This is a genomic window from Pseudomonas sp. UBA5568, from assembly GCF_002425525.1.
GTDB classification, from domain to species: Bacteria; Pseudomonadota; Gammaproteobacteria; order Pseudomonadales; family Pseudomonadaceae; genus Aquipseudomonas; species Aquipseudomonas fulva.
In genome coordinates this window covers 1-25,144 of sequence record NZ_DIMK01000061.1, presented here as the reverse complement: position 1 = coordinate 25,144, position 25,144 = coordinate 1, and the positions used below count along the sequence as shown (strand labels likewise).

General features: G+C 62.9%; 25 protein-coding genes and 1 pseudogene. 14 read left to right on the top strand and 12 right to left on the bottom strand.

Annotated elements, in window-relative coordinates; genetic code table 11:
* From B2S33_RS20330 to B2S33_RS20320, 3 genes and pseudogenes are all read left to right on the top strand, one after another.
* Window positions 1-119, top strand: a pseudogene (locus B2S33_RS20330) (MFS transporter); the annotation flags it as partial.
* A gap of 14 nt (window positions 120-133) precedes the next feature.
* Entirely contained in the window at window positions 134-907 is a 774-nt protein-coding gene (locus B2S33_RS20325; protein WP_197874766.1) for a class II glutamine amidotransferase, read from the top strand.
* A 9-nt stretch (window positions 908-916) separates the two neighbouring features.
* On the top strand, window positions 917-1,438 hold the full coding sequence (locus tag B2S33_RS20320) for a DUF2937 family protein (protein WP_027915825.1): 522 nt from the start codon (window positions 917-919) through the stop codon (window positions 1,436-1,438).
* Between the two features lie 64 nt (window positions 1,439-1,502).
* On the opposite strand, the gene B2S33_RS20315 is transcribed toward B2S33_RS20320, so the two are convergent.
* Complete coding sequence (locus B2S33_RS20315) at window positions 1,503-2,426, bottom strand: LysR family transcriptional regulator (RefSeq protein ID WP_059183715.1); 924 nt, start codon at window positions 2,424-2,426, stop codon at window positions 1,503-1,505.
* A gap of 130 nt (window positions 2,427-2,556) precedes the next feature.
* On the opposite strand from B2S33_RS20315, the gene B2S33_RS20310 reads away from it, so the two are divergent.
* The 4 genes from B2S33_RS20310 to B2S33_RS20295 are packed head-to-tail and all read left to right on the top strand — an operon-like array spanning window position 2,557 to window position 6,232.
* Complete coding sequence (locus B2S33_RS20310) at window positions 2,557-3,843, top strand: MFS transporter (RefSeq protein WP_027915826.1); 1,287 nt, start codon at window positions 2,557-2,559, stop codon at window positions 3,841-3,843.
* 9 nt (window positions 3,844-3,852) lie between these two features.
* On the top strand, window positions 3,853-4,632 hold the full coding sequence (locus B2S33_RS20305; protein ID WP_059183716.1) for a 5-oxoprolinase subunit PxpA: 780 nt from the start codon (window positions 3,853-3,855) through the stop codon (window positions 4,630-4,632).
* Complete coding sequence (gene pxpB / locus B2S33_RS20300) at window positions 4,629-5,315, top strand: 5-oxoprolinase subunit PxpB (protein ID WP_088523807.1); 687 nt, start codon at window positions 4,629-4,631, stop codon at window positions 5,313-5,315. Before B2S33_RS20305 ends, pxpB begins: the two co-directional genes overlap by 4 nt.
* Window positions 5,312-6,232: a biotin-dependent carboxyltransferase family protein gene (locus B2S33_RS20295; RefSeq protein ID WP_028686828.1), complete on the top strand. Its 921-nt coding sequence runs from the start codon at window positions 5,312-5,314 to the stop codon at window positions 6,230-6,232. Before pxpB ends, B2S33_RS20295 begins: the two co-directional genes overlap by 4 nt.
* Before the next feature lie 22 nt (window positions 6,233-6,254).
* Here B2S33_RS20295 and B2S33_RS20290 read toward each other — a convergent pair whose 3' ends face one another.
* The 3 genes from B2S33_RS20290 to B2S33_RS20280 form a co-directional block, all read right to left on the bottom strand.
* Entirely contained in the window at window positions 6,255-7,433 is a 1,179-nt protein-coding gene (locus tag B2S33_RS20290; protein ID WP_023534905.1) for a vWA domain-containing protein, read from the bottom strand.
* Between the two features lie 13 nt (window positions 7,434-7,446).
* Window positions 7,447-8,292 (bottom strand): AAA family ATPase, encoded by an 846-nt coding sequence (locus B2S33_RS20285; protein WP_023534935.1) that lies wholly within the window; start codon window positions 8,290-8,292, stop codon window positions 7,447-7,449.
* A 195-nt stretch (window positions 8,293-8,487) separates the two neighbouring features.
* Complete coding sequence (locus B2S33_RS20280) at window positions 8,488-9,561, bottom strand: DUF748 domain-containing protein (protein WP_027915830.1); 1,074 nt, start codon at window positions 9,559-9,561, stop codon at window positions 8,488-8,490.
* 132 nt (window positions 9,562-9,693) lie between these two features.
* On the opposite strand from B2S33_RS20280, the gene cysK reads away from it, so the two are divergent.
* Window positions 9,694-10,668: a cysteine synthase A gene (cysK, locus tag B2S33_RS20275; RefSeq protein WP_145280985.1), complete on the top strand. Its 975-nt coding sequence runs from the start codon at window positions 9,694-9,696 to the stop codon at window positions 10,666-10,668.
* 172 nt (window positions 10,669-10,840) lie between these two features.
* Window positions 10,841-11,776: an aspartyl/asparaginyl beta-hydroxylase domain-containing protein gene (locus tag B2S33_RS20270; protein WP_028686827.1), complete on the top strand. Its 936-nt coding sequence runs from the start codon at window positions 10,841-10,843 to the stop codon at window positions 11,774-11,776.
* Between the two features lie 42 nt (window positions 11,777-11,818).
* Here B2S33_RS20270 and B2S33_RS20265 read toward each other — a convergent pair whose 3' ends face one another.
* From B2S33_RS20265 to B2S33_RS20255, 3 genes are all read right to left on the bottom strand, one after another.
* Window positions 11,819-12,283: a DUF4265 domain-containing protein gene (locus tag B2S33_RS20265; protein WP_027915833.1), complete on the bottom strand. Its 465-nt coding sequence runs from the start codon at window positions 12,281-12,283 to the stop codon at window positions 11,819-11,821.
* Complete coding sequence (locus B2S33_RS20260) at window positions 12,280-13,167, bottom strand: DMT family transporter (RefSeq protein ID WP_027915834.1); 888 nt, start codon at window positions 13,165-13,167, stop codon at window positions 12,280-12,282. Before B2S33_RS20260 ends, B2S33_RS20265 begins: the two co-directional genes overlap by 4 nt.
* 107 nt (window positions 13,168-13,274) lie before the next feature.
* Complete coding sequence (locus tag B2S33_RS20255) at window positions 13,275-14,138, bottom strand: DUF6279 family lipoprotein (RefSeq protein ID WP_028686825.1); 864 nt, start codon at window positions 14,136-14,138, stop codon at window positions 13,275-13,277.
* A gap of 163 nt (window positions 14,139-14,301) precedes the next feature.
* On the opposite strand from B2S33_RS20255, the gene B2S33_RS20250 reads away from it, so the two are divergent.
* Window positions 14,302-15,138, top strand: a complete 837-nt coding sequence (locus B2S33_RS20250; protein WP_028686824.1) for a CvfB family protein — start codon at window positions 14,302-14,304, stop codon at window positions 15,136-15,138.
* Here B2S33_RS20250 and B2S33_RS20245 read toward each other — a convergent pair whose 3' ends face one another.
* On the bottom strand, window positions 15,139-15,519 hold the full coding sequence (locus B2S33_RS20245; RefSeq protein WP_023534906.1) for a hypothetical protein: 381 nt from the start codon (window positions 15,517-15,519) through the stop codon (window positions 15,139-15,141). It abuts the gene before it with no gap.
* A 208-nt stretch (window positions 15,520-15,727) separates the two neighbouring features.
* Here B2S33_RS20245 and B2S33_RS20240 point away from each other — a divergent pair, with 208 nt between their 5' ends.
* Window positions 15,728-15,913, top strand: a complete 186-nt coding sequence (locus B2S33_RS20240) for a CsbD family protein (RefSeq protein ID WP_197874771.1) — start codon at window positions 15,728-15,730, stop codon at window positions 15,911-15,913.
* Between the two features lie 157 nt (window positions 15,914-16,070).
* The gene (locus tag B2S33_RS20235; RefSeq protein WP_027915838.1) at window positions 16,071-17,030 is read left to right on the top strand and encodes a YihY/virulence factor BrkB family protein; all 960 of its coding nucleotides are present in this window, start codon (window positions 16,071-16,073) and stop codon (window positions 17,028-17,030) included.
* On the opposite strand, the gene B2S33_RS20230 is transcribed toward B2S33_RS20235, so the two are convergent.
* Window positions 17,017-17,406, bottom strand: a complete 390-nt coding sequence (locus B2S33_RS20230; protein ID WP_232097794.1) for a GNAT family N-acetyltransferase — start codon at window positions 17,404-17,406, stop codon at window positions 17,017-17,019. The two genes, B2S33_RS20235 and B2S33_RS20230, sit on opposite strands and share 14 nt — an antisense overlap.
* A 62-nt stretch (window positions 17,407-17,468) precedes the next feature.
* Window positions 17,469-17,939, bottom strand: a complete 471-nt coding sequence (locus B2S33_RS20225; protein ID WP_049695594.1) for a MaoC family dehydratase — start codon at window positions 17,937-17,939, stop codon at window positions 17,469-17,471.
* A 297-nt stretch (window positions 17,940-18,236) separates the two neighbouring features.
* Between B2S33_RS20225 and fadD2 the strand changes: the two genes are divergently transcribed.
* A complete protein-coding gene (fadD2, locus tag B2S33_RS20220) occupies window positions 18,237-19,925 on the top strand; it encodes a long-chain-fatty-acid--CoA ligase FadD2 (protein ID WP_288650976.1) in 1,689 nt (562 codons plus the stop codon).
* 292 nt (window positions 19,926-20,217) lie between these two features.
* A complete protein-coding gene (fadD1, locus tag B2S33_RS20215) occupies window positions 20,218-21,915 on the top strand; it encodes a long-chain-fatty-acid--CoA ligase FadD1 (protein WP_027915842.1) in 1,698 nt (565 codons plus the stop codon).
* A gap of 75 nt (window positions 21,916-21,990) precedes the next feature.
* Here fadD1 and B2S33_RS20210 read toward each other — a convergent pair whose 3' ends face one another.
* Together B2S33_RS20210 and B2S33_RS20205 are read right to left on the bottom strand one after the other, a co-directional pair.
* The gene (locus tag B2S33_RS20210; RefSeq protein ID WP_110607547.1) at window positions 21,991-23,298 is read right to left on the bottom strand and encodes an NAD(P)/FAD-dependent oxidoreductase; all 1,308 of its coding nucleotides are present in this window, start codon (window positions 23,296-23,298) and stop codon (window positions 21,991-21,993) included.
* A gap of 25 nt (window positions 23,299-23,323) precedes the next feature.
* Window positions 23,324-24,688, bottom strand: coding sequence for a glutamine synthetase family protein (locus B2S33_RS20205; RefSeq protein WP_059183721.1), 1,365 nt, complete (start codon window positions 24,686-24,688; stop codon window positions 23,324-23,326).
* Window positions 24,689-25,144: the final 456 nt, after the last annotated feature.

The following is a 25,144-nucleotide window of genomic DNA, read 5'->3' as shown; positions in this document are numbered from 1 at the left end:
CCGCCGAAGCGCAGGCGCTTGCGCCTGGGGAGGCCTTGGCCGCGGAACGCAGCGATCGTTACCGTGACGACCCGCCTGCGCTGCCTGCCGGCGCTGGCCGGGTCGAGCCCCGCCTGTAAACGGAGACACCGCCATGTGCGAACTGCTGGGCATGAGTGCTAACGTCCCCACCGACATCGTCTTCAGCTTCACCGGCCTGATCCAACGCGGCGGGCGCACCGGCCCGCACCGTGACGGCTGGGGCATCGGCTTTTACGAAGGGCGCGGCCTGCGCCTGTTCCAGGACCCTGCCGCCAGCAGCGAGTCCGAAGTGGCCAACCTGGTAAGACGCTACCCGATCAAGAGCGAAGTGGTGATCGGGCACATCCGCCAGGCCAATGTCGGCAAGGTCTGCCTGGCCAACACCCACCCCTTCATGCGCGAGATGTGGGGGCGCAACTGGTGCTTTGCCCACAACGGCCAACTGGGTGATTTCACCGGTTCCACAAGCTTTTACCAGCCCATTGGCGATACCGACAGCGAGGCGGCGTTTTGTGACCTGCTCAATCGCATCCGCAGCGCTTTCCCGGAGCCGGTGCCGGTGGAACAGCTACTGCCGGTGCTGGTCGAAGCCTGTGCCGGTTATCGCGCCCGCGGCGTGTTCAACTGCATGCTCAGCGATGGCGACTGGCTGTTCTGCTTCTGTTCGACGAAACTGGTCCACATTACCCGCCGCGCGCCGTTTGGCGCGGCACGGCTGAAGGATGTAGACCTGATCGTCGATTTCCATACCCAAACCACCCCCAACGACGTGGTCACGGTGATCGCCACCGAGGCCTTGACCGAGAACGAAACCTGGAACCGCTACGCGCCAGGTCAGTGGGCCCTGTGGCGGCACGGCGAGTGCACCGCGCACGGACAAAGCTAAGGATGCTGCATGTTCAGAAGTTACCTGCGGTTGCTGCTGTTCACCCTCGGGCTGTTGGCCGGCATCCAGGTCCCGGGGCTGGTCAAGGACTATAGCCAGCGCGTGGAGGCCCACCTATTCGAATCTCGCGAGGCGCTGGACGGTTTTCGCCAGACGGCTGAGCGTTTTTTCAACGGCGACCTGCAAGCCTTGTTGCGACACTACCGCAGCAGTGACGACCCCGTTTTTCTCAGTGATGCCAACAGCATCGAAAGCCTGATGATTCGCAACCAGATGCTCGAAGACGAGTGGCAGGCGCTGCAAGGTTCATGGGCGCAGCGTACCTGGCATGTCCTGACGCAAGCCGACCCGCGGCTGCGAGAAGAAACGCTCAACGGCTACAGCTACCAGGTCTTGCTGGTTCCGCAGGCCATCGGCTGGGGCGTCGGCGCCGGGTTCGTGCTGGCATTCGTGGTAGAAAGCCTGTTGCTGGGGATAGGTCGGTTGATACTGGGTGGGCGACGTGGTGCGGTTAAGGAGAGTTGGCGTTAGGCTAGGGGCTGACACGTTGGCCTAGCCATTTGCGCGGTTACCCCAAATCGAGTCAAAACCCTTACTACATCCCCCCCGGCACCAGCACGATCCGTTGCCCGCCCACGTCCTGCGCATAGCGCTCCAGCACCTGCCGACAGACACCAACCACTTCATCCACCAATGCCACCCCGGTCTGCCAGGCTACTACCAGCTCCAGGCTTGGCGGAGGCTGAAGCCCAGCCAGCAGCACCAGGTCACCCTGGTTCAGTTCGGCCTCCACTAGGGCAGGTGGCAAGGCCCCGATGCCAAAACCGTCGCGCAACAAGCGGGTAATGGCCGCTACCGAATTGACGCAGTTCAGCCGCGGCGTTTGCACCCCGGCCCCTTGCAGCAACGCCAGTACTTCCTGGTGGGGCCGGGAATTCTTCGAGAAAGTAATGATGCGCTCGCGCCCCAGCTCGGCCAGTGACGCGTAGTCCCTGTGCAGGTGCGACCCGGCAGCGACCACCCAGCCCATCGGATAGCGCGCCAGATCCAGGCTGCGGATCGAAGGCTCGCGCAGCAAGTCTGTTTGCACGATCACGTCCAGAAAGCCTTTGTGCAGTTGCTCGCGCAAATTCAGCGCCGTGTCGGCGACCAGTTCGATCTCCACCTGCCGATAACGCTCGGTCAATTCGGCCACCAGCGCGCTCATCCAGGTATGAATGACCGTGTCCATTACCCCGAGACGAATACGCCCGACCTTGGCCCGGTCGCTGTCCAGCGACTGTTTGAGCGCCTTGGCGGTTTCCAGCATGCGCTCGGCATGTTCCAGCACCTTGCTGCCTTCCGGGGTCAGGCTGACCCCGCGCGAGTCGCGCAACAGCAGCTTAACGCCCAGGTCGGCTTCGAGCGCCGCGATACGGCTGGACACCGACGCCTGGGTAGTGAACAGCTTCTGCGCGGTCAGGCGGAAGCTCTTGAGGCGAGCGACCCAGACGAACGTTTCGAGAAAGCGAAGGTTCATGATCAGTTTTTCTTGTTCCAGACCCGGGGTTTTTCTCGTTGGACGCCAGCGCCGCGTGCTCTGAACATGAAGCCCAGGCCGCGACCTTTGCTGTCGCCCCATAAAACAATACCAACAAGCCGAGGCATCCATGAACCCCACCGGCACGCAGCAGCAGATCAGTTCCCCATCCTCCTCCGGGCCTTTTGCCTGGTACCGCGACATCGATCAACAACAGCGACGTACCTTCTGGAGTTGCAAGATCGGCTATGGCCTGGACGGCATGGACACGCAGATGCTCAGCTTCGTCATCCCCACGTTGATCATGTTGTGGGGCATCACCACCACCGAGGCTGGGCTGATCCACACCAGTACCCTGGTCGCTTCGGCCATCGGTGGCTGGGTGGCCGGCATTCTCTCAGACCGCATCGGCCGGGTCCGCACCCTGCAACTGACAGTGCTGTGGTTCGCCTTCTTCACCTTCCTCTGCGGCTTTGCCCAGAACTACGAGCAACTGCTGGTCGCCAGGACCCTGATGGGTTTTGGCTTCGGTGGTGAGTGGACGGCAGGCGCGGTGCTCATCGGCGAGGTCATTCGTGCCCAGGACCGCGGCAAGGCGGTGGGCATGGTGCAGTCGGGCTGGGCCATCGGCTGGGGGCTGACGGCCATCCTGTACGCGCTGCTGTTCACCTGGTTGCCGCCGGAGCAGGCCTGGCGGGCGCTGTTCTTGCTCGGGCTGGTGCCGGCCGTGTTCGTGATCTTCGTTCGGCGGCTGGTCAAGGATCCGGAGGTCTACCGCCAGGCCAAGGCAACCGAAGCCACTGCGGCGCCCTCGCATTTCTATGAAATCTTTGCCCCCGGCATGCTCTGGACCACCGTGCGTGCCTCGCTGCTGACCACCGGCGCCCTGGGCGGCTACTACGCAATCACCGCCTGGCTGCCCACGTTTCTGAAGAACGAGCGTGGGCTGAGCGTGCTGGGTACCGGCGGCTACCTGGCAATGGTGATCGTAGGCTCCTATGTGGGCTATGTGATCAGCGCCTACCTGTCCGACCTGCTTGGGCGCAAGAAAAATTTCATCCTGTTCGCCGTAGGCTCGTTCGTCATCGTGCTGCTGTACACGCAAATGCCCGTCAGTGATGGGGTGATGCTGTGGTTGGGTTTCCCGCTGGGTTTTTTCGCCTCGGGCATCTTCAGCGGCATGGGGGCCTTTCTGACCGAGCTGTTTCCCACGCGCGTTCGCGGCTCGGGGCAAGGTTTTTGCTACAACGTCGGCAAGATCGTCGCGGCGCTGTTCCCGCTGCTGATCGGCATGCTGGGGCAGCAGGTGCCGCTGGGCCTGGGCATTGGCCTGTTCTCGGCGGTGTCTTATGGCGTGGTGATCGTAGCAGCGCTGAGCCTGCCAGAAACACGCGGCAAACAATTGCAGGCGCGCTAAGGTAGGCACATGGATAACGACAAGGGGTACACCGTGGTGCAACGCCTGCTACTCAATTGCGACATGGGCGAAAGCTTCGGCAGCTGGCGCATGGGCCTGGATGCCGAGGTCATGCCTTACATCGACTGTGCCAATATCGCCTGTGGCTATCATGCCGGCGACCCCGGCATCATGCGCCGCACCGTGACGTTGGCCCTGGCTCACGACGTCACCGTGGGCGCGCACCCGGCCTACCCGGATTTGGTCGGCTTCGGCCGGCGCAGCCTGGCGTGCAGTGCCGAAGAAATCCGCGACTTGCTGCACTACCAGATCGGCGCGCTCGATGGCATCTGCAAGGCGCTGGGCACACGCGTCGCCTACGTGAAACCCCACGGTGCGTTGTACAACGACATGATGGCCGACCCGCTGATCCTGCGCACGGTGCTGGAGGCCGTGGCGGCCTATGACAGTGGCCTGCCGCTGATGCTCATGGCCACGGCCGACGATGCGGCCGCCCAGGCGCTGGGCGCTGAAATCGGCGTACCGCTCTGGTTCGAGGCGTTCGCCGATCGGGCCTACACCGCCAGCGGCCACCTGGTGTCGCGACGCCTGCCGGGCGCCGTGCACCACGACCCGGCCCAGGTGGTGGAGCAAGCCGTGAAGCTGGCCCACGGTCACGCATTGCTGGCCAGCGATGGCACTGCGTTGCTGCTCAAGGCCCATACGCTCTGCGTGCATGGGGACAACGACAGCTCGGTGGCGGCAGTTCGGCAGATTCGCCAGGCGCTTGATGGGATCGTATCAGCATGACCCCGCGCATCGAAGTGGTCGGTATCGATTGTCTGATGGTGCGCCTGTTCGAGCGCATCGAGGAAGCCAACATGCCCTGGGTGCTTGCCGCCAGCCAGCGCTTGCAAGCAGCGTTCGGTGCGCACTTGCGCGACCTGGTGCCGTCCTACACCACCCTGATGGTGCATTTCGACCTGGCGCCGGCCGATGCACGCTGCCTGATCAGGCAAGCCCTTGAAGGGCTACAGCCTGGCACTGACAGCAGCGGCTGTCGGCACGAGATACCGGTGTGGTACCACGCCAGCGTCGGTCCGGAGTTGCCCGTGCTAGCGCGTCAGGCAGGCCTGAGCGAAGCTGAGGTCGTGCGCTTGCACAGCGAACGTGACTACCCGGTGTTCGCCCTAGGGTTCGCGCCAGGTTTCGCGTTCATGGGGCTGGTGGACGAACGGCTGGCCACCCCGAGGCTAAGCACCCCGCGCAAGCAGGTGGCAGCGGGCAGTGTCGGGATTGCCGAGCGCCAGACCGCCGCCTACCCGGCCGTTTCACCCGGTGGTTGGAACCTGATCGGACGGACGCCGGTACGGTTGTTCGACCGTGAGCGCGACGGCTACAGCCTGCTGCAACCGGGTGACCGCGTCCGTTTCGTAGCGGTGACGCGGCAGGAATTTCTGGCGTTGGGCGGTGATGAAGAGGCACAGGCATGAAGCACTTGCGAGTCGAGGCCAGCACACCGCTGTGTGCATTACAGGATGCGGGTCGCTTTGGCGTGAGGCACCTTGGGGTCACCCAGGGCGGTGCTCTGGATTGGGTCGCGATGCACTGGGCCAACTGGTTGCTGGGCAATGCCCTGCAGGCTCCCGTCGTAGAGGTTGCCTTGGGTGGGTTCAGCGTGGTGGCGCAGCATGATTGCGTGCTGGCGCTGGCCGGGGCCGACTTGGACGCGCACATCGACGATCAATACCTGGCCCCTTGGCGCAGCTTCACCCTGACCAAGGGGCAGCGCCTTACTCTCCGGCAACCCCGGCGGGGCGTACGCGCTTACCTGGCTGCACCGGGCGGTTTCGATGCCGAGCCTGTGATGGGCAGTTGTGCCACGGTCGTGCGTGAGGGGCTGGGCGGAGTCGATGGCCAGGGGAGTGTGTTGCGTGAAGGTCAATGCTTGAGTTTTGCCGGTGCAGCGAAACCGATCGGCGAAGTGCCTGATCGGGCGCGCCCTGAATATGTTGCCAAGCCCACCTTGGACCTGGTGATCGGCGCGCAGATCGGCGACTTTGCCGGCCTCAGCCTGTTCGATGCCTTCAACCGCGACTGGACACTGGATACCCGTGCCGACCGCATGGGTATACGCCTGCTTGGCCCACCTCTGGTTTACCAAGGCCCGGCCATGATCTCCGAGGGCATTCCCCTTGGCGCCGTCCAGGTCCCGCCCGACGGGCAGCCGATCGTGTTGCTCAATGACCGCCAGACCATCGGCGGTTATCCCCGCCTGGGGGCGCTGACGCCGCTGGCACTGGCACAACTGGCACAGTGCATGCCAGGCGCGACGGTGCGGTTCCGACCGGTAGTGCAGGAGCAGGCATGGCGGGAGCAGCAGGGGTACTTGGAACGCTGGCGAGCATAGAAGGGCGCTTATCCTGGCTGCCTCACTTCGACAAATACCGCATCCCATCCTCCAACCCCTGCAAGGTCAGCGGATACATCCGGTCCTCGATCAGTTCACGCACCAGATGGGTTGAGGCGGTGTAGTCCCAGGCCTGGCGGGGGTATGGGTTGATCCAGATGACCTTGCGGAACTTGGCCATGATGCGCTGCATCCAGACATACCCGGCTTCCTCGTTCCAGTGCTCCACGCTGCCGCCCGGCTGGGTGATTTCGTAAGGGGCCATGGCAGCGTCCCCGACGAACACCACCTTGTAGTCGTCGCCGTACTTGTGCAGCAGGTCGAAGGTGGAATAACGCTCCGACGTGCGGCGCAAGTTGTTCTTCCACACCGTCTCATACACACAGTTGTGAAAGTAGTAGTACTCCAGGTGCTTGAATTCGGTCCTGCATGCCGAGAACAGCTCCTCGCAGACCCTGACATGGGCATCCATCGAGCCACCGATGTCGAACAGCAGCAGCAATTTCACCGTGTTGCGCCGCTCCGGGCGCATCTGGATGTTCAGCAGCCCCGCATCGCGCGCGGTATGGTCGATGGTGCCATCGATGTCCAGCTCTTCGGCAGCGCCTTGGCGAGCGAACTTGCGCAGGCGCCGCAGGGCCAGCTTGATGTTGCGTGTACCCAGCTCCACCTGATCGTCCAGGTTCTTGTACTCGCGCTGGTCCCAGACCTTCACCGCCTTGCCCTGGCGCTCGCCAGCGTCGCCCACGCGGATCCCTTCGGGGTTGAACCCACCCGAGCCGAACGGGCTGGTGCCTCCGGTGCCAATCCACTTGTTGCCGCCTGCGTGGCGCTCCTTTTGCTCCTGCAGGCGCTGCTTGAACGCCTCGATCAGCTTGTCCAGCCCGCCCAGGGACTGGATCTGCGCGCGCTCCTCGGCGGTCAGAGAGCGCTCGAATTCCTTGCGCAGCCAGTCCTCGGGGATCAACGCCTCGATGTGACGATCCAGGTTCTCCAGGCCCTTGAAGTAAGCGGCGAAGGCTCGGTCGAACTTGTCGAAATGGCGTTCGTCCTTCACCAGGATGGCGCGGGCCAGGTAATAGAATTCGTCCATGTCGGCGAACACCACATGCCGTTGCAAGGCATGGTGCAAGTCGAGCAGTTCGCGCACCGACACCGGCACCTTCGCCGCGCGCATTTCGTTGAACAGGTTGAGCAACATGGCCCAGGCTCCCTCAGCGGTTGCCGCGCCGGCTCATGAAGGCCAGGCGCTCGAGCAGTTGCACATCCTGCTCATTTTTCACCAGCGCCCCGGCCAGCGGAGGGATGGCCTTGGTCGGGTCGCGCTCGCGCAGTACCGCTTCGCCAATGTTGTCGGCCATCAACAGCTTCAACCAGTCGACCAGTTCGGACGTCGAAGGCTTTTTCTTCAGGCCCGGTACCTTGCGCACGTCGAAGAACACATCCAGCGCCTCGCTGACCAGCGACTGGCTGATGTTGGGGTAGTGCACGTCCACGATGCGCTGCAGCGTAGCCCGGTCGGGGAAGGCGATGTAGTGGAAGAAGCAGCGGCGCAGGAAAGCGTCCGGCAGCTCCTTTTCGTTGTTGGACGTGATGATGATGATCGGGCGCTGCCTGGCCTTGATGGTCTCGTCGATTTCGTAGACGTAGAACTCCATCTTGTCGAGTTCCTGCAACAGGTCGTTGGGGAATTCGATATCGGCCTTGTCGATCTCGTCGATCAGCAGGATCACCCGTTCCTGGGCCTCGAAGGCTTCCCACAGCTTGCCTTTCTTGAGGTAGTTGCGTACGTCGTGCACCTTGTCCACACCCAGCTGGGAGTCGCGCAGGCGGCTCACGGCATCGTATTCGTACAAGCCCTGGTGAGCCTTGGTGGTGGACTTGATGTGCCAGGTAATCAGGCGCGCCCCGAACGAAGCTGCCAGCTGCTCGGCCAGCATGGTTTTGCCAGTACCGGGCTCACCTTTGACCAACAGCGGGCGCTCAAGGGTGATGGCCGCATTGACGGCCAGTTTCAGGTCGTCCGTGGCGACATAGTCACCCGTGCCTTCGAACTTCATTGGGTCTTTCCTCTGCTTGGGCTTGCGGGCCACGCGCAGCCGGCCTGCTAGGCCAGACCTTGGTGGGGTGGGCGACAGGCTGGTGCTTAAGTGGCCAACACAGGGTGTGTGATGGTGGCCCGACTATAACGCGGGGGTACGACGACTGAAAACGCAGACCGAGTATTCAGTCCCCGAATGCCTCGTCACCGCGCCTTAGTCGGAATCCGGCGCGCTGCGCTCGTAGCGCGCACTGAACGCCTGCACGAAACCATTGCGCAGGATCTGCAGGAAAGCCTCGAACGCACTGATGTTCTGCCTGCGCACGCTGCCACTGAGCTCAACGCGCGTGGCGAACTGGTTTTTCGGCTGGTTCTTGAGCACGGTTTCGGTGGCACCCACCAGCGCCTCCCACACCGAGCGGAACAGGCCCTTGTCCTTGTCCTCCACGTCCTGTTGCCAGTCGAATACCTCGACGTCGCGCAGCAGGGGCTTGATGTAGCCGTTCAGACGGCCGTTGGTCGCCTCGGCCTCAATGACCACATCGCCATGACCCGCCTTGAAGTCGAACTTGCCATAGGCGCTAGCAAAGTCGTTGAGTCGGCGCAGCTCGATACCGGTGGCACGCAGGCGGAACTCGAAGTCGTCGAAGTCGCTGAACGGATCGAAGGTGGCACGGCTCTCGACCTTGGCATCGCCTGCGACCAGGGCACGGGCTTCGAAGCTGGCGTCGCGCCGGCCGGCTTCGTCACGGATGTTTGTGAGGTTGCGAACGCTGGCCTGCAACTGCGTCGCCTTGAGCGTGACCGGGGGCTTGGAGTTGAAGTTGCGGAAGGTCAGCACCCCGTCGTCGATTACCACTTCGTTGAGCGTGATGGGCAGCAGCTTGTCCAGTTGCTGACGCCAGTCAGTGCCCTGGCCGGTCTGGGAGTTCTGCTTGTCGCCGCCATCGACGAAGTTCAGCTCCGGGCGCAGGAACGCCACTTCGGCCACCACGGCGCGGTCGTACCACAGCGAATGCCAGCTGACCGAGATGTCGATCACCGGGGCGTCGAGGAAGGGCACCGGCACCTTGCCTGTGGTCTTGACGATCTTCAGCCCGTTGACGGTATAGGCGCCGCGCCACCAGGCCAGGTCCACATCGCTGACCTGCCCACGGTAGTCGCCCATGTCGGCCAGCTTTTCATTGAGGTAGTCGCGCACCAGGTAGGGCAGGGCAAGCTGCAAGGCCACCAGCAGCACGATGAGGCTGCCCAGGGCGATCAGCGGCCAGCGATAGCGGGCTCTCATGGCAGTTCTCCAAGGCAAGGTGTGTGGTTGACCGCAGAGGCTGCGCCGGAGTTCGAACAGGCTTTACGGGCCTTGGGGCCGGGGCTTACCCTTGGCCCTTTCCGAGTTCTTCATCATGCCAAGGACCCTGCCATGAGCCGTATATACGCAGACAATGCCCACTCCATCGGCAACACGCCCCTGGTGCAGATCAACCGCCTCGCGCCGCGCGGCGTGACCATCCTGGCCAAGATCGAAGGGCGCAACCCAGGGTATTCGGTCAAATGCCGCATCGGCGCGAACATGGTCTGGGACGCCGAGAGCAGCGGCAAGCTCAAGCCCGGCATGACCATCGTCGAACCCACCTCGGGCAACACCGGCATCGGCCTTGCCTTCGTCGCTGCCGCCCGGGGTTACAAGCTCATGCTGACCATGCCGGCCTCCATGAGCCTGGAGCGGCGCAAGGTGCTCAAGGCCCTTGGCGCCGAACTGGTGCTCACCGAACCTGCCAAGGGCATGAAGGGCGCCATCGAGAAAGCCAACGAAATCGTCGCCTCCAACCCCGAGCAGTACTTCATGCCCGGGCAGTTCGAAAACCCTGCCAACCCGGCCATCCATGAAAAGACCACGGGCCCGGAGATCTGGAACGATACCGATGGCGCCGTGGATGTGATCGTTGCTGGTGTCGGCACCGGCGGCACCATCACCGGTATCTCGCGCTACATCAAGCACACCCAGGGCAAGGCGATCACCTCGGTGGCGGTCGAGCCCATCGCCTCGCCGCTGATCACCCAGACCCTGGCAGGCGAGGCGCTCACGCCCACGCCGCACAAGATCCAAGGCATCGGCGCGGGCTTCGTGCCGAAGAACCTCGACCTGTCGATCGTCGATCAGGTCATGACGGTGGGCGATGACGAAGCCAAGTCCATGGCGATCCGCCTGATGCAGGAAGAAGGCATCCTGTGTGGTATTTCCTGCGGTGCCGCCATGGCCGCTGCCGTGCGCCTTGCAGAAAAGCCGGAAATGCAGGGCAAGACCCTCGTGGTGATTCTGCCCGACTCAGGCGAGCGGTACCTGTCCAGCATGCTGTTCAGCGACCTGTTCAGCGAGCAGGAAACCCAGCAATAACCTGCCTTGGCGGTGACCCGAAGCAATACCTGGCGGCGGGGTTCATTGCACAATCTTCATCCGTCTCGTTGCGCCCAGGTGGTTTGTGCCTGGGCGCGATAGGTTTATGATGCCCGGATGATTTTCCCCGGATCAGGCAGCGCTGGCCTGTGTCCCGCCCTAGGAGTGTTGCATGACCGTTTCCTTCCTCGCCAAGGCAGGTGTGCTGCTGGTGTTCTTCGGCAGCGTGCTGTTCGTCCACCTGCGCGGCAAGGCCCGCCTGCCCGTGTTGCGCCAGTTCGTCAACCATTCGGCGCTGTTCGCCCCCTACAATGCGTTGATGTACCTGTTCTCGGGCGTGCCGTCCAAGCCGTACCTGGACCGCCAACGCTTCCCGGAGCTGGACGTGCTCAAGGACAACTGGCAGGAAATTCGCGAGGAGGCCATGCGCCTGTTCGACGAGGGTTATATCCGGGCAGCCGAAAAGGACAACGATGCCGGTTTCGGTTCGTTCTTCAAGAAAGGCTGGAAGCGCTTCTACCTGAAGTGGTACGACAAACCCCTGCCGTCTGCCGAAGCGCTGTGCCCGCGAACCGTCGAGCTGGTCAGCAGCATCCCCAACGTCAAGGGCGCGATGTTCGCCCTGTTGCCCGGCGGCAGCCACCTGAACCCGCACCGTGATCCGTTTGCAGGTTCCCTGCGTTATCACCTGGGCCTCTCGACCCCCAACTCCGATGCCTGCCGCATTTATGTGGACGGCCAGCCCTATGCCTGGCGCGATGGCCAGGACGTGATGTTCGACGAAACCTACGTGCACTGGGTCAAGAATGAGACCGAGGTCACCCGTGTGATCCTGTTCTGCGACGTGGAGCGTCCTTTGAACAGCCCAATCATGACCCGCCTCAACCGCAAGGTCAGCGCATTTCTGGGCCGCGCCACCGCGCCACAGAATACCGACGATGAACGCGTGGGCGGGATCAACCAGGCTTATGCCTGGAGCAAGCGGTTCAGCAACAAGCTGAGCACGCGCGTCAAGCAGTTCAAGCGTGCCAACCCCAAGGCATACCGCGTGTTGCGACCGATTCTGGCCGTCGTCGTAGCCTATCTGCTGTACCGCTGGTTGTTCTGACGACGCCCTCGACCGGGAGGGGCGCCTGCAAGGCAGTCGCCCTTATCCCTGGCGAAACTCGTGGGCAACGCAGTGGCGCAGCACGCCTTCCTCGAAGTCCAGAAAACCCGCTTCACGCTGGGTGATCAGGTAATACAGCAGGGTGTCGAGCGTTCGTGCCGGTGGGATGGCGATCGCCAGCATCTTCACCGCAGGTTCGCTTTCACAGGTGCACCCGAATTCCACCAAGGCTTCGCTGACCTGCTCCAGTGTCTCGGGCGGCTTGACCCGAACCCGGAACACCGAGCTGCCACTGCTGCGCAGCAAACGGGCGAACCAGTGCTGGCCAGCCTCTTCATGGGTGCAGATCACGTCACCTGGGGCGATGCCGTAGACATGGAACGGGATGTTGTCGATCACGTAACCGTCTTCGACGGCCTTGGCCCATAGCCCTTCCACCGATGCCGGCGGATAGCCATTGGCGTCCTGCTGCAGCGGGAACAGCACTTTTTTGTAGACGCTGTTCATGCAGCGCCCCGGCGCCGTGCCGGGCGCAGGACCAGCCACAAAGCCACGCCGATCAGCAGGCCGCCGTACAGGTGGGCCATCGACAACGGCTCATTCAGCAGCCAGGCTCCCCACAGCACGCCGAACACGGGGATCATGAAGGTCACGGTACTGGCTTTGACCGGGCCGATTTCGGCCAGCAGGCGGAAGTACAGGATGTAGGCGAACGCCGTGCACAACAGGCCAAGCCCCACCAGCGAGCCCCACACCGGCCAGCCGCCCCAGCTGGCCGGTGGCTGGGTAAGCACGCTCCAGGCGAACAACGGGGTAAGCAGCAGGGTCGCACCCAGCATGCTGCCCAGGGCCGACAGGCGGCTGTCCAGGCCGCTGACCCAGCGGCGGGCCAGGTAGCCGGCAAACCCATAGCAGGTCGTGGCCGCCAGGCACGCCAGGGCGCCTTGCAAGAGGGCTGCATCCAGGGCAACAGGCCCCGCGCCGCTCAGGATACCCACGCCGAACAGGCCCAGGAAAATGCCGCTCAACTTAGCCAACGTCATGGGTTCCTTGAAGAACAACACGCCGATCAGCACGCCCATCAAAGGGGTCGTGGCATTGAAGATGGCCGAATAACCGGCCGGCAGCACCTGGGCTGCCACCGAGTAGAAGGTGGCCGGAATGCCCGAGTTGATCATGCCCAGCACCAGGCAGGCGCCTAACTTACCCTGGAAATCCCAGCGTACGCGCGCTGCGCCCAGCAGCGCGATCAAGCCCAGGCAGGCGATGGAGACACGGAAGAAGGCCGTTGGCACGGTGCCCAGTACAGGGGCGATGATGCGCATGAACAGAAAGCTCGCGCCCCATACGGCAGCAAGGGTCAGCAGGCGGGCTAGGGCGGTGGGGCTCACGACGGTCTCCGGGGGCTTGGCAGGGGCGCGAGTGTACGTCAGCAGGCCGGCGGATTCTTGCGCTTTCTTGCCCAGCGAAGTTCAGCCAGTGTCCTGCCATAGCCTGTTCAAGCCCCGCGCAGGCACTTCAAGGCGCTGAAGTCGCTGCGCACCTTGGTCAGCCGATCCAGCAGCACCTGGCGCTGGGCGGGAGTGCTCTGCTGCATCAGGTCCACCACCAGGCTGCGTGCTTGCTGCTCGGTGTTCTGGAAGGCCCGGCGATAGTCGGCCGTCCATAGGCTTTCCTTGTTCTGCAGCAAGGTCGCGACCCGTGCCGGGAAGCCTGACTCGTGCCGTTGTTCCACCGCCAACAGCAGTTGCTGCTGCCAATGGGCCCGGTTGCGTATCCACTCGCTGTTCTGGTCACCCAACGCGCGGGACCAGGCGCCAACCCGTTGCCGCTGTGTCTCGGTCAGCTCGCCGAACCAAGGCTTGAGGCGTTTTTCCATGCGCTCGGCGCGCTCGCTGATCTGGCGGGGCAGGGGCGTATCGACATATTCCTTGCGCCGCTCGGCAATATCGTCACGAAACGCATCGCGCATCTCCGCCACCTGCGCATCGCTCATGCCTTGCAGCAACTCGGTGGCCGACGGCGTGATTTCGGCCGCGACCCGGCCAATCGCCTCGCGGGCCTCCTCGGTGCGCTGCTGCAGCGCCTGGTCGGTGACTTGGTTATCGGCCACCATGGTGCGCAGGCGGTCCAGCCAGTCGAGGTAGCCGGGCAGTTGCGTCTGGCAGTGCCACGCCAGGTGCTGCCTGAGGCGATCATCGAGCAGGGTTTTCTGCTCGCGGTTCATGTCCAGGTAGTCGCCCAGCGACCAGGGCACCAGGCGATCGAGGTTGCGATAGGCCAGGTCGATGCGGCTGCAGGCGCCCAGCATCAGGGCGAAACCCAGGCAGATCGACAGGACTTTGAGCAGGCGTGCAGGCATGTGCGGGTCCTTGCAGTGGCAGCCAAGGGGTAGACGCAGCACGAGACCTGCGGTTCCACCGGATGGCACGTGGAAGCGTGAGCGGCGATGAACCGACCGCAGGCTTTGACACCAGGGCGGGTCTATCCGGAAAATAGCCGCCTTGACTTGAGGATGTTCGAAAATGGCTCTGCTTGGGCGTTACAACAGTTTGCAAATTGTTAAGCACGTGGACTTTGGCCTGTACCTGGACGGCGGTGCCGACGGGGAAATCCTGCTGCCGTCCCGTTACATTCCCAAGGGTGCCGAGACCGAAGTCGATGACTGGCTGAACGTGTTCATCTACCTCGATAGCGAAGACCAGCTGATCGCCACCACCGAGAAGCCCAAGGTGCAGGTGGGCGAGTTCGCCAGCCTCAAGGTCAAGGACATCAACGGTGCGGGTATCTTCCTGGATTGGGGCCTGTCCAAGGACCTGCTGATGCCCTATTCCGAAGAAGCACGGCCGCTGAAGATCGGTGACTACTGCGTGGTGCACGTGTACCTGGACAAGCGCACCCGCCGCATCACCGCCACCTCGCGCCTGGACCGTTACCTCGACACCACGCCTGCAGACTACAAACCTGGCCAGCCGGTTGAGCTGCTGGTGGCCGGCGAAACGCCGATGGGGTTCAAGGCCATCATCAACAACCGTCACTGGGGCTTGATTCACAAGAACGAGGTGTTCAAGTTCCTGCGCTCAGGCATGCACGAGCAGGGTTACATCAAGGAAGTGCGGGCCGACGGCAAGGTTTCGCTCAGCTTGCAGCCGGTGGGCGCTGCGCTGTCCGACAGCTTGCAGGAGCAGATCATGGCGCGCCTTGACGCCGAGGGTGGGGTGTTGCCTGTTTCGGACAAGAGCGACCCTGCCTTGATCAGCAAGCTGTTCAATGTCAGCAAGGGCAATTTCAAGAAGGCCATTGGCGGGCTGTTCAAGCAGGGCCGCATCGTCATCCATGACGACCGGATCGAGAAAGCCTGATCAGCCCTGCACGAAGGTGTTGAAGTCCAGCTGATCGCCACCGGGGCGCGTGTCGCGCAGCAACGAGTCGCGGTCAGCGCTCAGGGCCAGGCTGATGGTGGAGCGACGCTTGCCAGGGTTGCGCACTTCCATCTGCTCTTGGTGGGCCCGCAGGAAGTTGATCGGCACCTTCAGGTGCTGAAGTTCATCGGTCAGCGGGGTATGCAGCAGCAGGTTGACCCAGTCGGGCTGGCCTTTGCGAAGCAAGGCCACCGGGACCTCGAACCACCACAGGTTGCGCTTGGGGTCGAGAATGGCGAACAGCGTATTGGCACTGGTCAGCACCGGGCGCGCCAGTGCGCTGTTGCGTCGGGCGATGGCAGCGGGTTTGTCGAGTTTCATGCAGGTTCCTGCGGGTCGAAGCCTTCAAAGGCCGCATTGTGAGGGGTGGCACCTTGCCCGGCAAGGTTTCAGGCCCTGATCCCCGCATTTACGCCTAAGCCTTTCAACCGTTTGGCTTGTTGACGCAAATTTCTTGAAACTCCTGTGCAAGCGGCTGGGTCAACCTTCTGTCGGCACGATACGCGTGCTACATCACAGGAGTTTTGCCATGAGCGGTACTAAAGACAAAATTAAAGGTATGGCCAATGAGGCGGTGGGCAACATCAAGCAAGGTGTTGGCAACCTCACGGACAACGATAAACTCAAAGGCGAAGGCAAGGCCCAGGAAATCAAGGGCGAAGGCCAGCAGGTCAAAGGCGACGTGAAAAACAAGGCCGAAGACCTGACCAAGTAATGATTCACGCCTGCCGAGCCGTCCTCTGCGCTTCGAAACAGGGGACGGTGACCGGCAGAAGTATTCAAAGCCGTTGCATGACGACCGGGAGCAGCACCCCAAGCGCAGGGTCTATTAGACTGAACGTCAGATCGATCAAGCGGCGAAAGGAGACGCTATGATTTTTTCCGCCTTGCAGGGCTTACCCTTGCACCGCGTACTGGTGCGCACCGTCAACGAATTCCTCGATGACGAGATGTCCACTTATGCTTCGGCATTGGCCTACCAGGCTCTTTTCTCGTTGTTCCCCTTCCTATTGTTTCTCATTGCCCTGATCGGTTTCCTGCACCTGCCAGACTTCTTTTCCTGGCTGCGCTTGCAGTCAGAACTGGTCTTGCCGCCCCAGGCCCTTGAGCAGGTCAACCCGGTCATCGACCAATTGCAGCAGTCCAAGGGTGGTTTGCTGTCGGTGGGTATCGTCATTGCCCTGTGGACGGCCTCGGCCGGCGTGCGCCTGATGATGAGCGCCATGAACGCGGCCTATGATGTACCAGAAGGGCGCCCGGTCTGGAAACGCATCCCGCTGTCGGTGCTGTACACCATCGGGTTGGCAGGCATGCTGCTGGCGGCCGCTGCGCTGATGGTGCTGGGCCCGCAGGTCATGGAGTGGATCGCGGCGCAGATTGGCATGGAAGAGTTCATCGTCACCCTGTGGACCATTCTTCGCTGGCCGGTGATCGTGATTCTGCTGATGGTCGCGGTCGCGGTGATCTACTACGTCATGCCCGATGTGGAGCAGAAATTTCGCTTCATCACCCCGGGCTCGGTGCTGGCGGTCGTGGTGTGGATCATCGCGTCGCTGGGCTTTGCCTACTACGTGAAGACGTTCGCAGACTACAACGCCATGTACGGCAGCATCGGGGCGATCATCGTACTGCTGCTGTACTTCTACATCTCGGCTGCCGTGCTGTTGCTGGGCGCAGAGATGAACGCGGTGATCGAGCACATGTCGGCCGAGGGCAAGGACCCAGGCGAAAAAGACTTCGATGGCACCCGCGACGACGAGAAGCCCAAGGTATTGGGCAAGGAACGCCCCGGTGCTGATGAAGCGGCGGGCGTTGAACCTACCCCGCGCTGACCTGCCCCGGTTGGGCGGTGCGCTCCAGCGCTATCAAGGCCTTGCTGCGTTGATAGCGCTGGAACTTGTCATGCAGCGACCGGGGTAGCGCTCCAGCCGGCGCGAACCCCTGGCGTCCGTAATAGAGGGCGAGCGATGGATGGCAAAACAACCATGTGCTGGCGCAGGCGTTCTCCAGGGCCGCTGCGACCAATTGCTCACCCACGCCTTCCGAGCGCCGATCAGGCGCCACGAACAGCCCCGTCAGCCACTGACCACCGTCCACCTCGCTGAGGGACAACCCAGCAATGATGCCCGGCGACCTGGCCACCCAAAACGTGCCCTGCGCAGGGGCGCGCATGCGCGAGCCCTGTTGGCGATAGAAGTGGTCGAGCAGCCGCCGTTCCGGGGCTGAAAGCCGGGTGCAGTGCACTGGCGGCCATGACTGCACGACGGTGCTCAGCTGGCCACGAAGTTCGGCGGGGAAACCAGTTCGACGGTTTGCTGCTTGCGCGGTGCCAGGATCTCGGCTTCACCCTCGACGACCAGTTCGTTGTGCTGGTTGTACACGTTGGTGGCGATACGCACTTTGAACTTGGGCAGTTTTTCCAGGATTTCCAGGCGCACCGTCAGGGTGTCGCCGATCTTGACCGGCTTCTGGAAGCTCATCTGCTGGCCCAGGTAGATGGTACCAGGACCTGGTAACGTGCAGGCCACCGCCGCACTGATCAACGCGCCGCTGAACATGCCATGGGCGATGCGCTCGCGGAACATGCTCTTGGCCGCGAACTCGGCATCCAGGTGCACCGGGTTGTGATCGCCGGACATGGCGGCGAACAGCTGGATGTCGCGCTCCTCGACCAACTTCGTGTATTCGGCTTTCTGGCCGACTTCAAGGGCTTCGTAGGGCGTGTTGCTGAGCTGGGACATCAGGGCTTCCTTAAGCAGTACAGGTCGGATGCCGGTCGCACGCAGGGCGTCGGCCAGACGGGTGAGACGCTTGCCGGGGTCGCCCGGATCACATTTTGCGCCCACGTCAGTGTACCCACAGTCGAGCAAATTGCAGGAAGGGCACAAATAAGATTCACAATGTTAATGGCAGGCGCTGACGGCTGGGCCGTGCCTGGCTTACCTGCTAACGTCGAATCAACGCCTGTGCATCGCCTGCGCGCAGGCACTTGGACTAATCAGGACGCAGTGCAGGTCCCGGCAGAGGAACAACAATAAATGCAAGCCGACTTCTGGAATGACAAGCGCCCGGCGGGCGTGCCGTCCACCTTGGACATGCAAGCCTACGCGTCTGTGGTCGAGGTGTTCGAACGCTCCTGCAAGCGCTTTGCCGATCGCCCGGCCTTCAGCAACCTGGGCGTGACCTTGACCTACGCCGACCTCGATCGCCTGTCGGCTGCCTTCGCCAGCTGGCTGCAGCAACATACCGACCTTAAGCCGGGCGACCGCATCGCGGTGCAGATGCCCAACGTGCTCCAGTACCCCATCGCGGTGTTCGGCGCCATGCGCGCAGGGCTGATCGTGGTCAACACCAATCCGCTGTACACCGAGCGCGAAATGCGGCATCAGTTCAAGGACAGTGGTACCCGGGCCCTGGTGTACATGAACCTGTTCGGCAAGCGTGTGCAGACGGTCCTGCCCGATACCGGTATTGAGTACCTGATCGAAGCGGAGATGGGCGACATGCTGCCCACGCTCAAGGGCTGGCTGGTCAACACCGTGGTCGACAAGGTCAAGAAGATGGTGCCGGCCTATGCGCTGCCCCAGGCTGTGTCGTTCAAGCAGGTGCTGCGCCAGGGCCGCGGTGGCGTGCCCCAGCCTGTGCCCTTGGGCCTGGGTGACATCGCCGTGCTGCAGTACACCGGCGGCACGACGGGGCTGGCCAAGGGCGCAATGCTCACCCACGGCAACCTGGTGGCGAACATGCTGCAGGTGCTGGCGTGCTTCTCCCAACATGGGCCGGACGGGCAAAAGCTGCTCAAGGACGGCGAAGAGGTGATGATCGCGCCGTTACCGCTCTACCACATCTATGCTTTCACTGCGAACTGTATGTGCATGATGGTCACCGGCAACCACAACGTATTGATCACCAACCCGCGGGACATACCTGGCTTCATCAAGGAGCTGGGCAAGTGGCGGTTTTCTGCGTTGCTGGGCCTCAACACCCTGTTCGTCGCGCTGATGGACCACCCCGGCTTCCGCCAGCTCGATTTCTCCGCACTCAAGGTCACCAATTCCGGCGGCACCGCCCTGGTCAAGGCCACGGCAGAGCGCTGGGAACAGCTGACAGGCTGCCGCATCGTCGAAGGGTACGGCCTGACCGAAACGTCCCCCGTGGCCAGCACCAACCCCTATGGCACGCTGGCGCGGCTGGGTACGGTGGGCATCCCGGTGGTGGGCACGGCCTTCAAGGTGATCGACGCCGACGGTAACGAGCTGGCGTTGGGGGAACCCGGCGAGCTGTGCATCAAAGGCCCGCAGGTCATGAAGGGCTACTGGCAGCAACCCCAGGCCACGGCCGAGGCACTGGACGCCGAAGGCTGGTTCAAGACCGGTGACATTGCCGTGATCGACCCGGACGGCTTTACCCGCATCGTCGACCGCAAGAAGGACATGATCATCGTGTCTGGCTTCAACGTATACCCCAACGAAGTCGAAGAGGTGGTGATGGGCCATCCCAAGGTGGCCAACTGTGCCGCCATCGGCGTGCCGGACGAACGTTCCGGCGAAGCGGTGAAGCTGTTCGTGGTGCCGCGCGAGGGTGGTGTGGATGTCGAGGAGCTCAAGGCCTACTGCAAGGCCAACCTCACCGGCTACAAGGTGCCCAAGCACATCGTGCTGCGCGAGGCGCTGCCGATGACGCCCGTGGGCAAGATCCTGCGGCGCGAACTGCGCGACGCCAGCTAGATCGGTAGCCTGCGGTGAGAACGTGGTGCCGTGCGCCAGGGCCTCTGGCACGGCACATCCTGCTGGACGCCCAGGCTAATTAAGTCAAATACTCTAAACGTGACCCAAAGCATTCTTTGAGTCACTTTTGTGACTGTCAAGCCCGCTTTGGGCTCTAGTAGACCCTCGGCAAAGCTGCTACTCTCGGCCCGCTTTCAGATGATCTGGTTTGCATCAGGCCGTCATCTCATATCAATAATAAACGCCTCGACGCGTGAAACGAACTTCGCTGTTGCTGAAGGAGTGGGCTTGCATGATCGACCATTTTTGGAAGGACAAGTATCCGGCCGGTATCGCGGCGCAGATCGATCCCGACGAATTCCCCAACATCCAGGCGGTACTCAAGCAATCCTGCCAGCGCTTCGCCGACAAACCGGCCTTCAGCAACCTGGGCAAGACCCTCACTTACGGTGAGTTGTATACCCTGTCCGGTGCCTTTGCCGCCTGGTTGCAGCAGCATACCGACCTAAAGCCCGGTGACCGTATCGCGGTGCAGTTGCCTAATGTGCTGCAGTACCCAGTGGCGGTGTTCGGTGCCATGCGCGCCGGCTTGATCGTCGTGAACACCAACCCGCTGTACACCGCCCGGGAAATGGAGCACCAGTTCAAGGACTCCGGCGCCAAGGCGTTGGTGTGTCTGGCGAACATGGCGCACCTGGCCGAGAAGGTGGTGCCCAAGACCCAGGTCAAGCACATCATCGTCACCGAGGTGGCAGACCTGCTGCCCCCGCTCAAGCGGCTGCTGATCAACAGCGTGATCAAGTACGTCAAGAAGATGGTGCCGGCCTATCACCTGCCCAGCGCCGTGCGCTTCAACGATGCCCTGGCCCTGGGCAAGGGCCAGCCGGTGACCGAGGCCAACCCGCAGGCCGATGACGTGGCCGTGTTGCAATACACCGGCGGTACCACCGGTGTGGCCAAAGGCGCCATGCTGACTCACCGCAACCTGGTGGCCAACATGCTGCAGTGCCGGGCGCTGATGGGCTCGAACCTGCAGGAAGGGTGCGAGATCCTCATCACCCCGCTGCCGCTATACCACATCTACGCCTTCACCTTCCATTGCATGGCCATGATGCTGATCGGCAACCACAACGTGCTGATCAGCAACCCCCGCGACCTGTCCGCCATGGTCAAGGAGCTGGGCAAGTGGAAGTTCACGGGCTTCGTGGGTCTCAATACGCTGTTCGTGGCGCTGTGCAACAGCGATGCGTTCCGCGCCCTGGACTTCTCGGCCTTGAAGATCACCCTGTCCGGCGGCATGGCGCTGCAACTGAGCGTTGCCGAGCGTTGGCGTACGGTGACCGGTTGCGCCATCTGCGAAGGATACGGCATGACCGAAACCAGCCCGGTGGCCGCCGTGAACCCGGCGCAGGCCAACCAGGTGGGCACCATTGGCATTCCGGTGCCGTCCACGCTGTGCAAGATCGTCGACGACGCCGGCAACGAGCTGCCCTTGGGCGAAGTGGGCGAACTCTGCGTCAAGGGCCCTCAGGTGATGAAAGGCTACTGGCAGCGCGAGGAGGCCACCGCCGAGATTCTCGACAGCGACGGCTGGCTCAAGACCGGCGACATCGCCCTGATCCAGCCCGACGGCTACATGCGTATCGTCGACCGCAAGAAGGACATGATTCTGGTGTCCGGCTTCAACGTCTACCCCAATGAACTCGAAGACGTGCTGGCGGCGGTGCCCGGCGTGTCGCAGTGTGCGGCCATCGGCATTCCGGATGAGAAATCCGGCGAGCTCATCAAGGTCTTCGTCGTGGTCAAACCCGGTATGACCGTGACCAAGGAGCAGGTGATGGAGCACATGCGTGCCAACCTCACCGGTTACAAGGTGCCGCGTCAGGTCGAGTTTCGCGACACCTTGCCGACCACCAATGTCGGCAAGATCCTGCGCCGCGAACTGCGTGACGAAGAGCTCAAGAAGCTCAACCTCAAGAAAAGCGCCTGACCTGGCGTGCACCGCCCGCAATCGCCTTGCAGCCCTTTTGATGAGGCCGCGCAGGGCGATTGACGGGCCTGGGCTTCAGCGCAGTTTTTCCAGCATCTGGTAGTACCACATGCCCGCCGCCAAGAGCGGGTTGCCCAACACGTCCCCCATCGGCACACGCACATGCTTGCACTGGGCGAAGGTGTCGAATTTCTCCAGCGTGCCCGTCAGGGCTTGCGCCATGATTTCGCCCATGATGTGACTGGTGGCGATGCCGTGCCCGGAATACCCTTGGCAGTACCAGACATGGTCCGAAAGCTTGCCCACTTGGGGAATCCGGTTGACCACGATGCCCATGGCGCAGCTCCACTGGAACGCGATGGGCACGCCCTTCAAGGCTGGGAAGGTGCGCTCGATGCAGGGGCGCAGTTCAGCCTCGATATCCCGCGAGTCGCGCCCTGAGTAGTTGGCGCCGCCGCCGAACAGCAGGCGCTTGTCGGCCGTCAGGCGGTAGTAGTCCAGCACGAACCGGCAATCGTAGACGGCCAGGTCATGCGGGTTGATCTGCGCTGCCAGCTCGCCCAGTGGCGCCGTGGTGACGATGCCGCCCATGGCCGGGAATATCTTGCCCTTGAGCTGGCGCTTTTCCAGCTTGTGGTAGACATCGCCCGCCAGCATGACTTGGCGCGCGTCTACACGCCCATGGGTCGTCACCACGGCAGGGCGGGCGCCGTGGATGATTTCCAGCACTTCGGTCTGCTCGAAGATCAGCGCGCCCAGGCCGTGGGCGGCGCGGGCTTCGCCCAGGCATAGGTTCAGCGGGTGCAGGTGCAGGTTGCGACGGTTCTTGAGAGCGCCCAGATACAGGGGGCTTTGCAGGTGCTCGGCCATCGCCTGGCGGTCGAGCAGTTCGACCTGATCCCCCATGCCATAGCGCTGTGCCTGGGCCTCGAAAGCCCGTAGCTCGTCCAGGTGCGAGGGCTTCATGGCCGCGTGCAGGTGACCGTGCTTGAGGTCGCAGTCGATGCCATAGCGGGCCACCCGTTGCTCGATGATCTGGTGGCCCCGCCAGCGCAGGTGCCAGATGAAATCGTCCACGTCGCTGCCCAGCCGCTTGCGCATCTGTGCACGCATGGCCTCGTCCCCCGACAGGCTGCCGGTCACTTGCCCGCCATTGCGCCCGCTGGCGCCCCAGCCCACCCGGTTGGCCTCGACCACCGCGACCTTCAGGCCGCGTTCGGCCAGCTCCACAGCCGTTGCCAAGCCGGTGAAGCCCGCGCCGATGATTGCCACGTCCACCTGTACGGTGCCCTTGAGCTGGGGGTAGGTGGTGGGGTCGTTGAGGGTGGCGGTGTAGTAGGACGGTGCACGTTGCGCCGGGTCTTTGTTGACTGCTGCGTTCATGGGTAATCCTTGTTCTGTATGGGGCTCAGGCCTGGTGCAGGTACCAGCGCCAGTCCTGTTCGCTGACTTCGGCCATGAATTGACGGTACTCGGCGCGCTTGACCTTCAGGTACACGCCAAGAAACGCATCGCCCAATGCATCGCGGGCCCAAGTGGACTGCTCCAGGGCCTGCAGCGCGGTGAGCCAGTCAGTTGGCAGGTGTTCGGTCGCCTGGGCATAACCGTTGCCCTGAATCGGCGCGCCTGGGTCGAGCTGATCACGTATGCCGGTGTGACTGGCGGCCAAAATGGCGGCGGCAGCCAGATACGGGTTGGCGTCGGCCCCGCAGATACGGTGCTCTACATGCCGGCTGTTGGCCGGTCCGCCCGGCACCCGCAGGCTGACTGTGCGGTTGTCCACGCCCCAGGTGGGCGACAGGGGCGCGTAGCTGTTGGCCTGGAAGCGGCGGAAGGAGTTGGCGTTGGGGCAAAACAGCAGCAGCGACTCGTGCAGGTGCTGCAACATGCCGGCCACTGCCTGGCGCAGCAGCGGTGTGCCGGCCGGGTCTTTGCTGGCGAACAGGTTACGGCCGGCGCTGTCGGCCAGGCTCAGGTGCATGTGCATGCCAGTGCCGGCCAGGTGGCCGAACGGCTTGGCCATGAAGCAGGCCTGCATGCCGTGGGCGTGGGCGACGCCTTTGACCAAGCGCTTGTAGCGTACCGCCTGATCCATCGCCTGCAGCGCATCACCGTGTTCGAGGGTGATTTCCACCTGGCCTGGGGCGTATTCCGAAATGGCCGTGCGCGCGGGTATGCCTTGCGCCTTGCAGGCTGCGTACAGGTCTGCCAGGAACGGCTCGATCTGCTCCAGCTCCCGCAGCCCATACACCTGAGTGCTGCGAGGGCGTCCGCCGTCCCGGTCGAGCGCCGGCTGTGGATGGCCGTGGGCATCGCGCTGCTGGTCGAGCAGGTAGAACTCCAGTTCGCAGGCCATCACGGGGTGATAACCATCGGCCTTCAGGGCGTCGACGGTGCGCAACAGTACATGACGAGGGTCGGCCACGCTGGCAGGCAGGCCTTGGCGCGGGTGCATGCTCACTTGCAGCGCTGCGGTCGGCACCCGGCGCCAGGGCAGGCGAACCAGGCTGCCATCGAGTGGGTAGGCGCGGCAATCGATGTCGCCGACATCCCAGACCAGGCCCGAATCTTCCACGTCGTCGCCGTTTACGGTAAGGCCGAGAATGGTGCTGGGTAATGGCCGACCGGTCTGGTATACGGCCAGCAGTTCATCACGGTGCAGCAGCTTGCCGCGTGGCACGCCGTTGGCGTCGAGGATGAACAGTTCGAACAGATCGATATCGGGGTTGGCGGCCAGGAACTGGCTGGCCTGATCCACAGGTGCAAAGTGCATAATCATTCGCTCGCGAACGCTCAGGCCTCTGCCTGTGCAGGCGGCCTGGCTGGGTCAAACGGCCCTACGCAGGCCGGGTGAGGTCATGCAGGCATGAGCGAGGTGTCGGGCGGGCGGGCGTGACGGCAGTGCCACAATGCCCAGAAGGCGAGGATGACATGCACCAGCGGATTCTCGCCGCACAGCGTCTGGGGCTTCGACGGCGAAGGGCGTTTGGACGATGGTGGGCTGGGCAGGGCGGGAATCATGCATTCGATACTCACATGTCGGTTGTGGAGAATTAAAGTAGTGAATGGCAACCTTTGCATCGGGATTGGCTAAACATTTGCCTGGGGCGCAAATGGTTAGGGTCCAGTGCTCAGTGGTCGAGCTCGCTATCTGCGCACCCACGAACCTTGCCGTATCATTGCCGTTGCCGTTGCCGTTGCCGTTGCCTTTGCCGTTGCCGTTGCCGTT

Excerpts from the sequence above, each read along its gene's own strand:
- B2S33_RS20245 (WP_023534906.1), bottom strand. The coding sequence starts at position 15,519 with ATGAAACTCGACAAACCCGCTGCCATCGCCCGACGCAACAGCGCACTG.
- fadD2 (WP_288650976.1), top strand. The coding sequence starts at position 18,237 with ATGCAAGCCGACTTCTGGAATGACAAGCGCCCGGCGGGCGTGCCGTCC.
- B2S33_RS20270 (WP_028686827.1), top strand. The coding sequence starts at position 10,841 with ATGACCGTTTCCTTCCTCGCCAAGGCAGGTGTGCTGCTGGTGTTCTTC.
- B2S33_RS20205 (WP_059183721.1), bottom strand. The coding sequence starts at position 24,688 with ATGCACTTTGCACCTGTGGATCAGGCCAGCCAGTTCCTGGCCGCCAAC.
- B2S33_RS20265 (WP_027915833.1), bottom strand. The coding sequence starts at position 12,283 with ATGAACAGCGTCTACAAAAAAGTGCTGTTCCCGCTGCAGCAGGACGCC.
- fadD1 (WP_027915842.1), top strand. The coding sequence starts at position 20,218 with ATGATCGACCATTTTTGGAAGGACAAGTATCCGGCCGGTATCGCGGCG.
- B2S33_RS20240 (WP_197874771.1), top strand. The coding sequence starts at position 15,728 with ATGAGCGGTACTAAAGACAAAATTAAAGGTATGGCCAATGAGGCGGTG.
- B2S33_RS20255 (WP_028686825.1), bottom strand. The coding sequence starts at position 14,138 with ATGCCTGCACGCCTGCTCAAAGTCCTGTCGATCTGCCTGGGTTTCGCC.
- B2S33_RS20310 (WP_027915826.1), top strand. The coding sequence starts at position 2,557 with ATGAACCCCACCGGCACGCAGCAGCAGATCAGTTCCCCATCCTCCTCC.
- B2S33_RS20305 (WP_059183716.1), top strand. The coding sequence starts at position 3,853 with ATGGATAACGACAAGGGGTACACCGTGGTGCAACGCCTGCTACTCAAT.
- B2S33_RS20250 (WP_028686824.1), top strand. The coding sequence starts at position 14,302 with ATGGCTCTGCTTGGGCGTTACAACAGTTTGCAAATTGTTAAGCACGTG.
- B2S33_RS20285 (WP_023534935.1), bottom strand. The coding sequence starts at position 8,292 with ATGAAGTTCGAAGGCACGGGTGACTATGTCGCCACGGACGACCTGAAA.
- B2S33_RS20295 (WP_028686828.1), top strand. The coding sequence starts at position 5,312 with ATGAAGCACTTGCGAGTCGAGGCCAGCACACCGCTGTGTGCATTACAG.
- B2S33_RS20225 (WP_049695594.1), bottom strand. The coding sequence starts at position 17,939 with ATGTCCCAGCTCAGCAACACGCCCTACGAAGCCCTTGAAGTCGGCCAG.
- B2S33_RS20235 (WP_027915838.1), top strand. The coding sequence starts at position 16,071 with ATGATTTTTTCCGCCTTGCAGGGCTTACCCTTGCACCGCGTACTGGTG.
- B2S33_RS20290 (WP_023534905.1), bottom strand. The coding sequence starts at position 7,433 with ATGTTGCTCAACCTGTTCAACGAAATGCGCGCGGCGAAGGTGCCGGTG.
- B2S33_RS20210 (WP_110607547.1), bottom strand. The coding sequence starts at position 23,298 with ATGAACGCAGCAGTCAACAAAGACCCGGCGCAACGTGCACCGTCCTAC.
- B2S33_RS20315 (WP_059183715.1), bottom strand. The coding sequence starts at position 2,426 with ATGAACCTTCGCTTTCTCGAAACGTTCGTCTGGGTCGCTCGCCTCAAG.
- pxpB (WP_088523807.1), top strand. The coding sequence starts at position 4,629 with ATGACCCCGCGCATCGAAGTGGTCGGTATCGATTGTCTGATGGTGCGC.
- B2S33_RS20320 (WP_027915825.1), top strand. The coding sequence starts at position 917 with ATGTTCAGAAGTTACCTGCGGTTGCTGCTGTTCACCCTCGGGCTGTTG.
- cysK (WP_145280985.1), top strand. The coding sequence starts at position 9,694 with ATGAGCCGTATATACGCAGACAATGCCCACTCCATCGGCAACACGCCC.
- B2S33_RS20280 (WP_027915830.1), bottom strand. The coding sequence starts at position 9,561 with ATGAGAGCCCGCTATCGCTGGCCGCTGATCGCCCTGGGCAGCCTCATC.
- B2S33_RS20325 (WP_197874766.1), top strand. The coding sequence starts at position 134 with ATGTGCGAACTGCTGGGCATGAGTGCTAACGTCCCCACCGACATCGTC.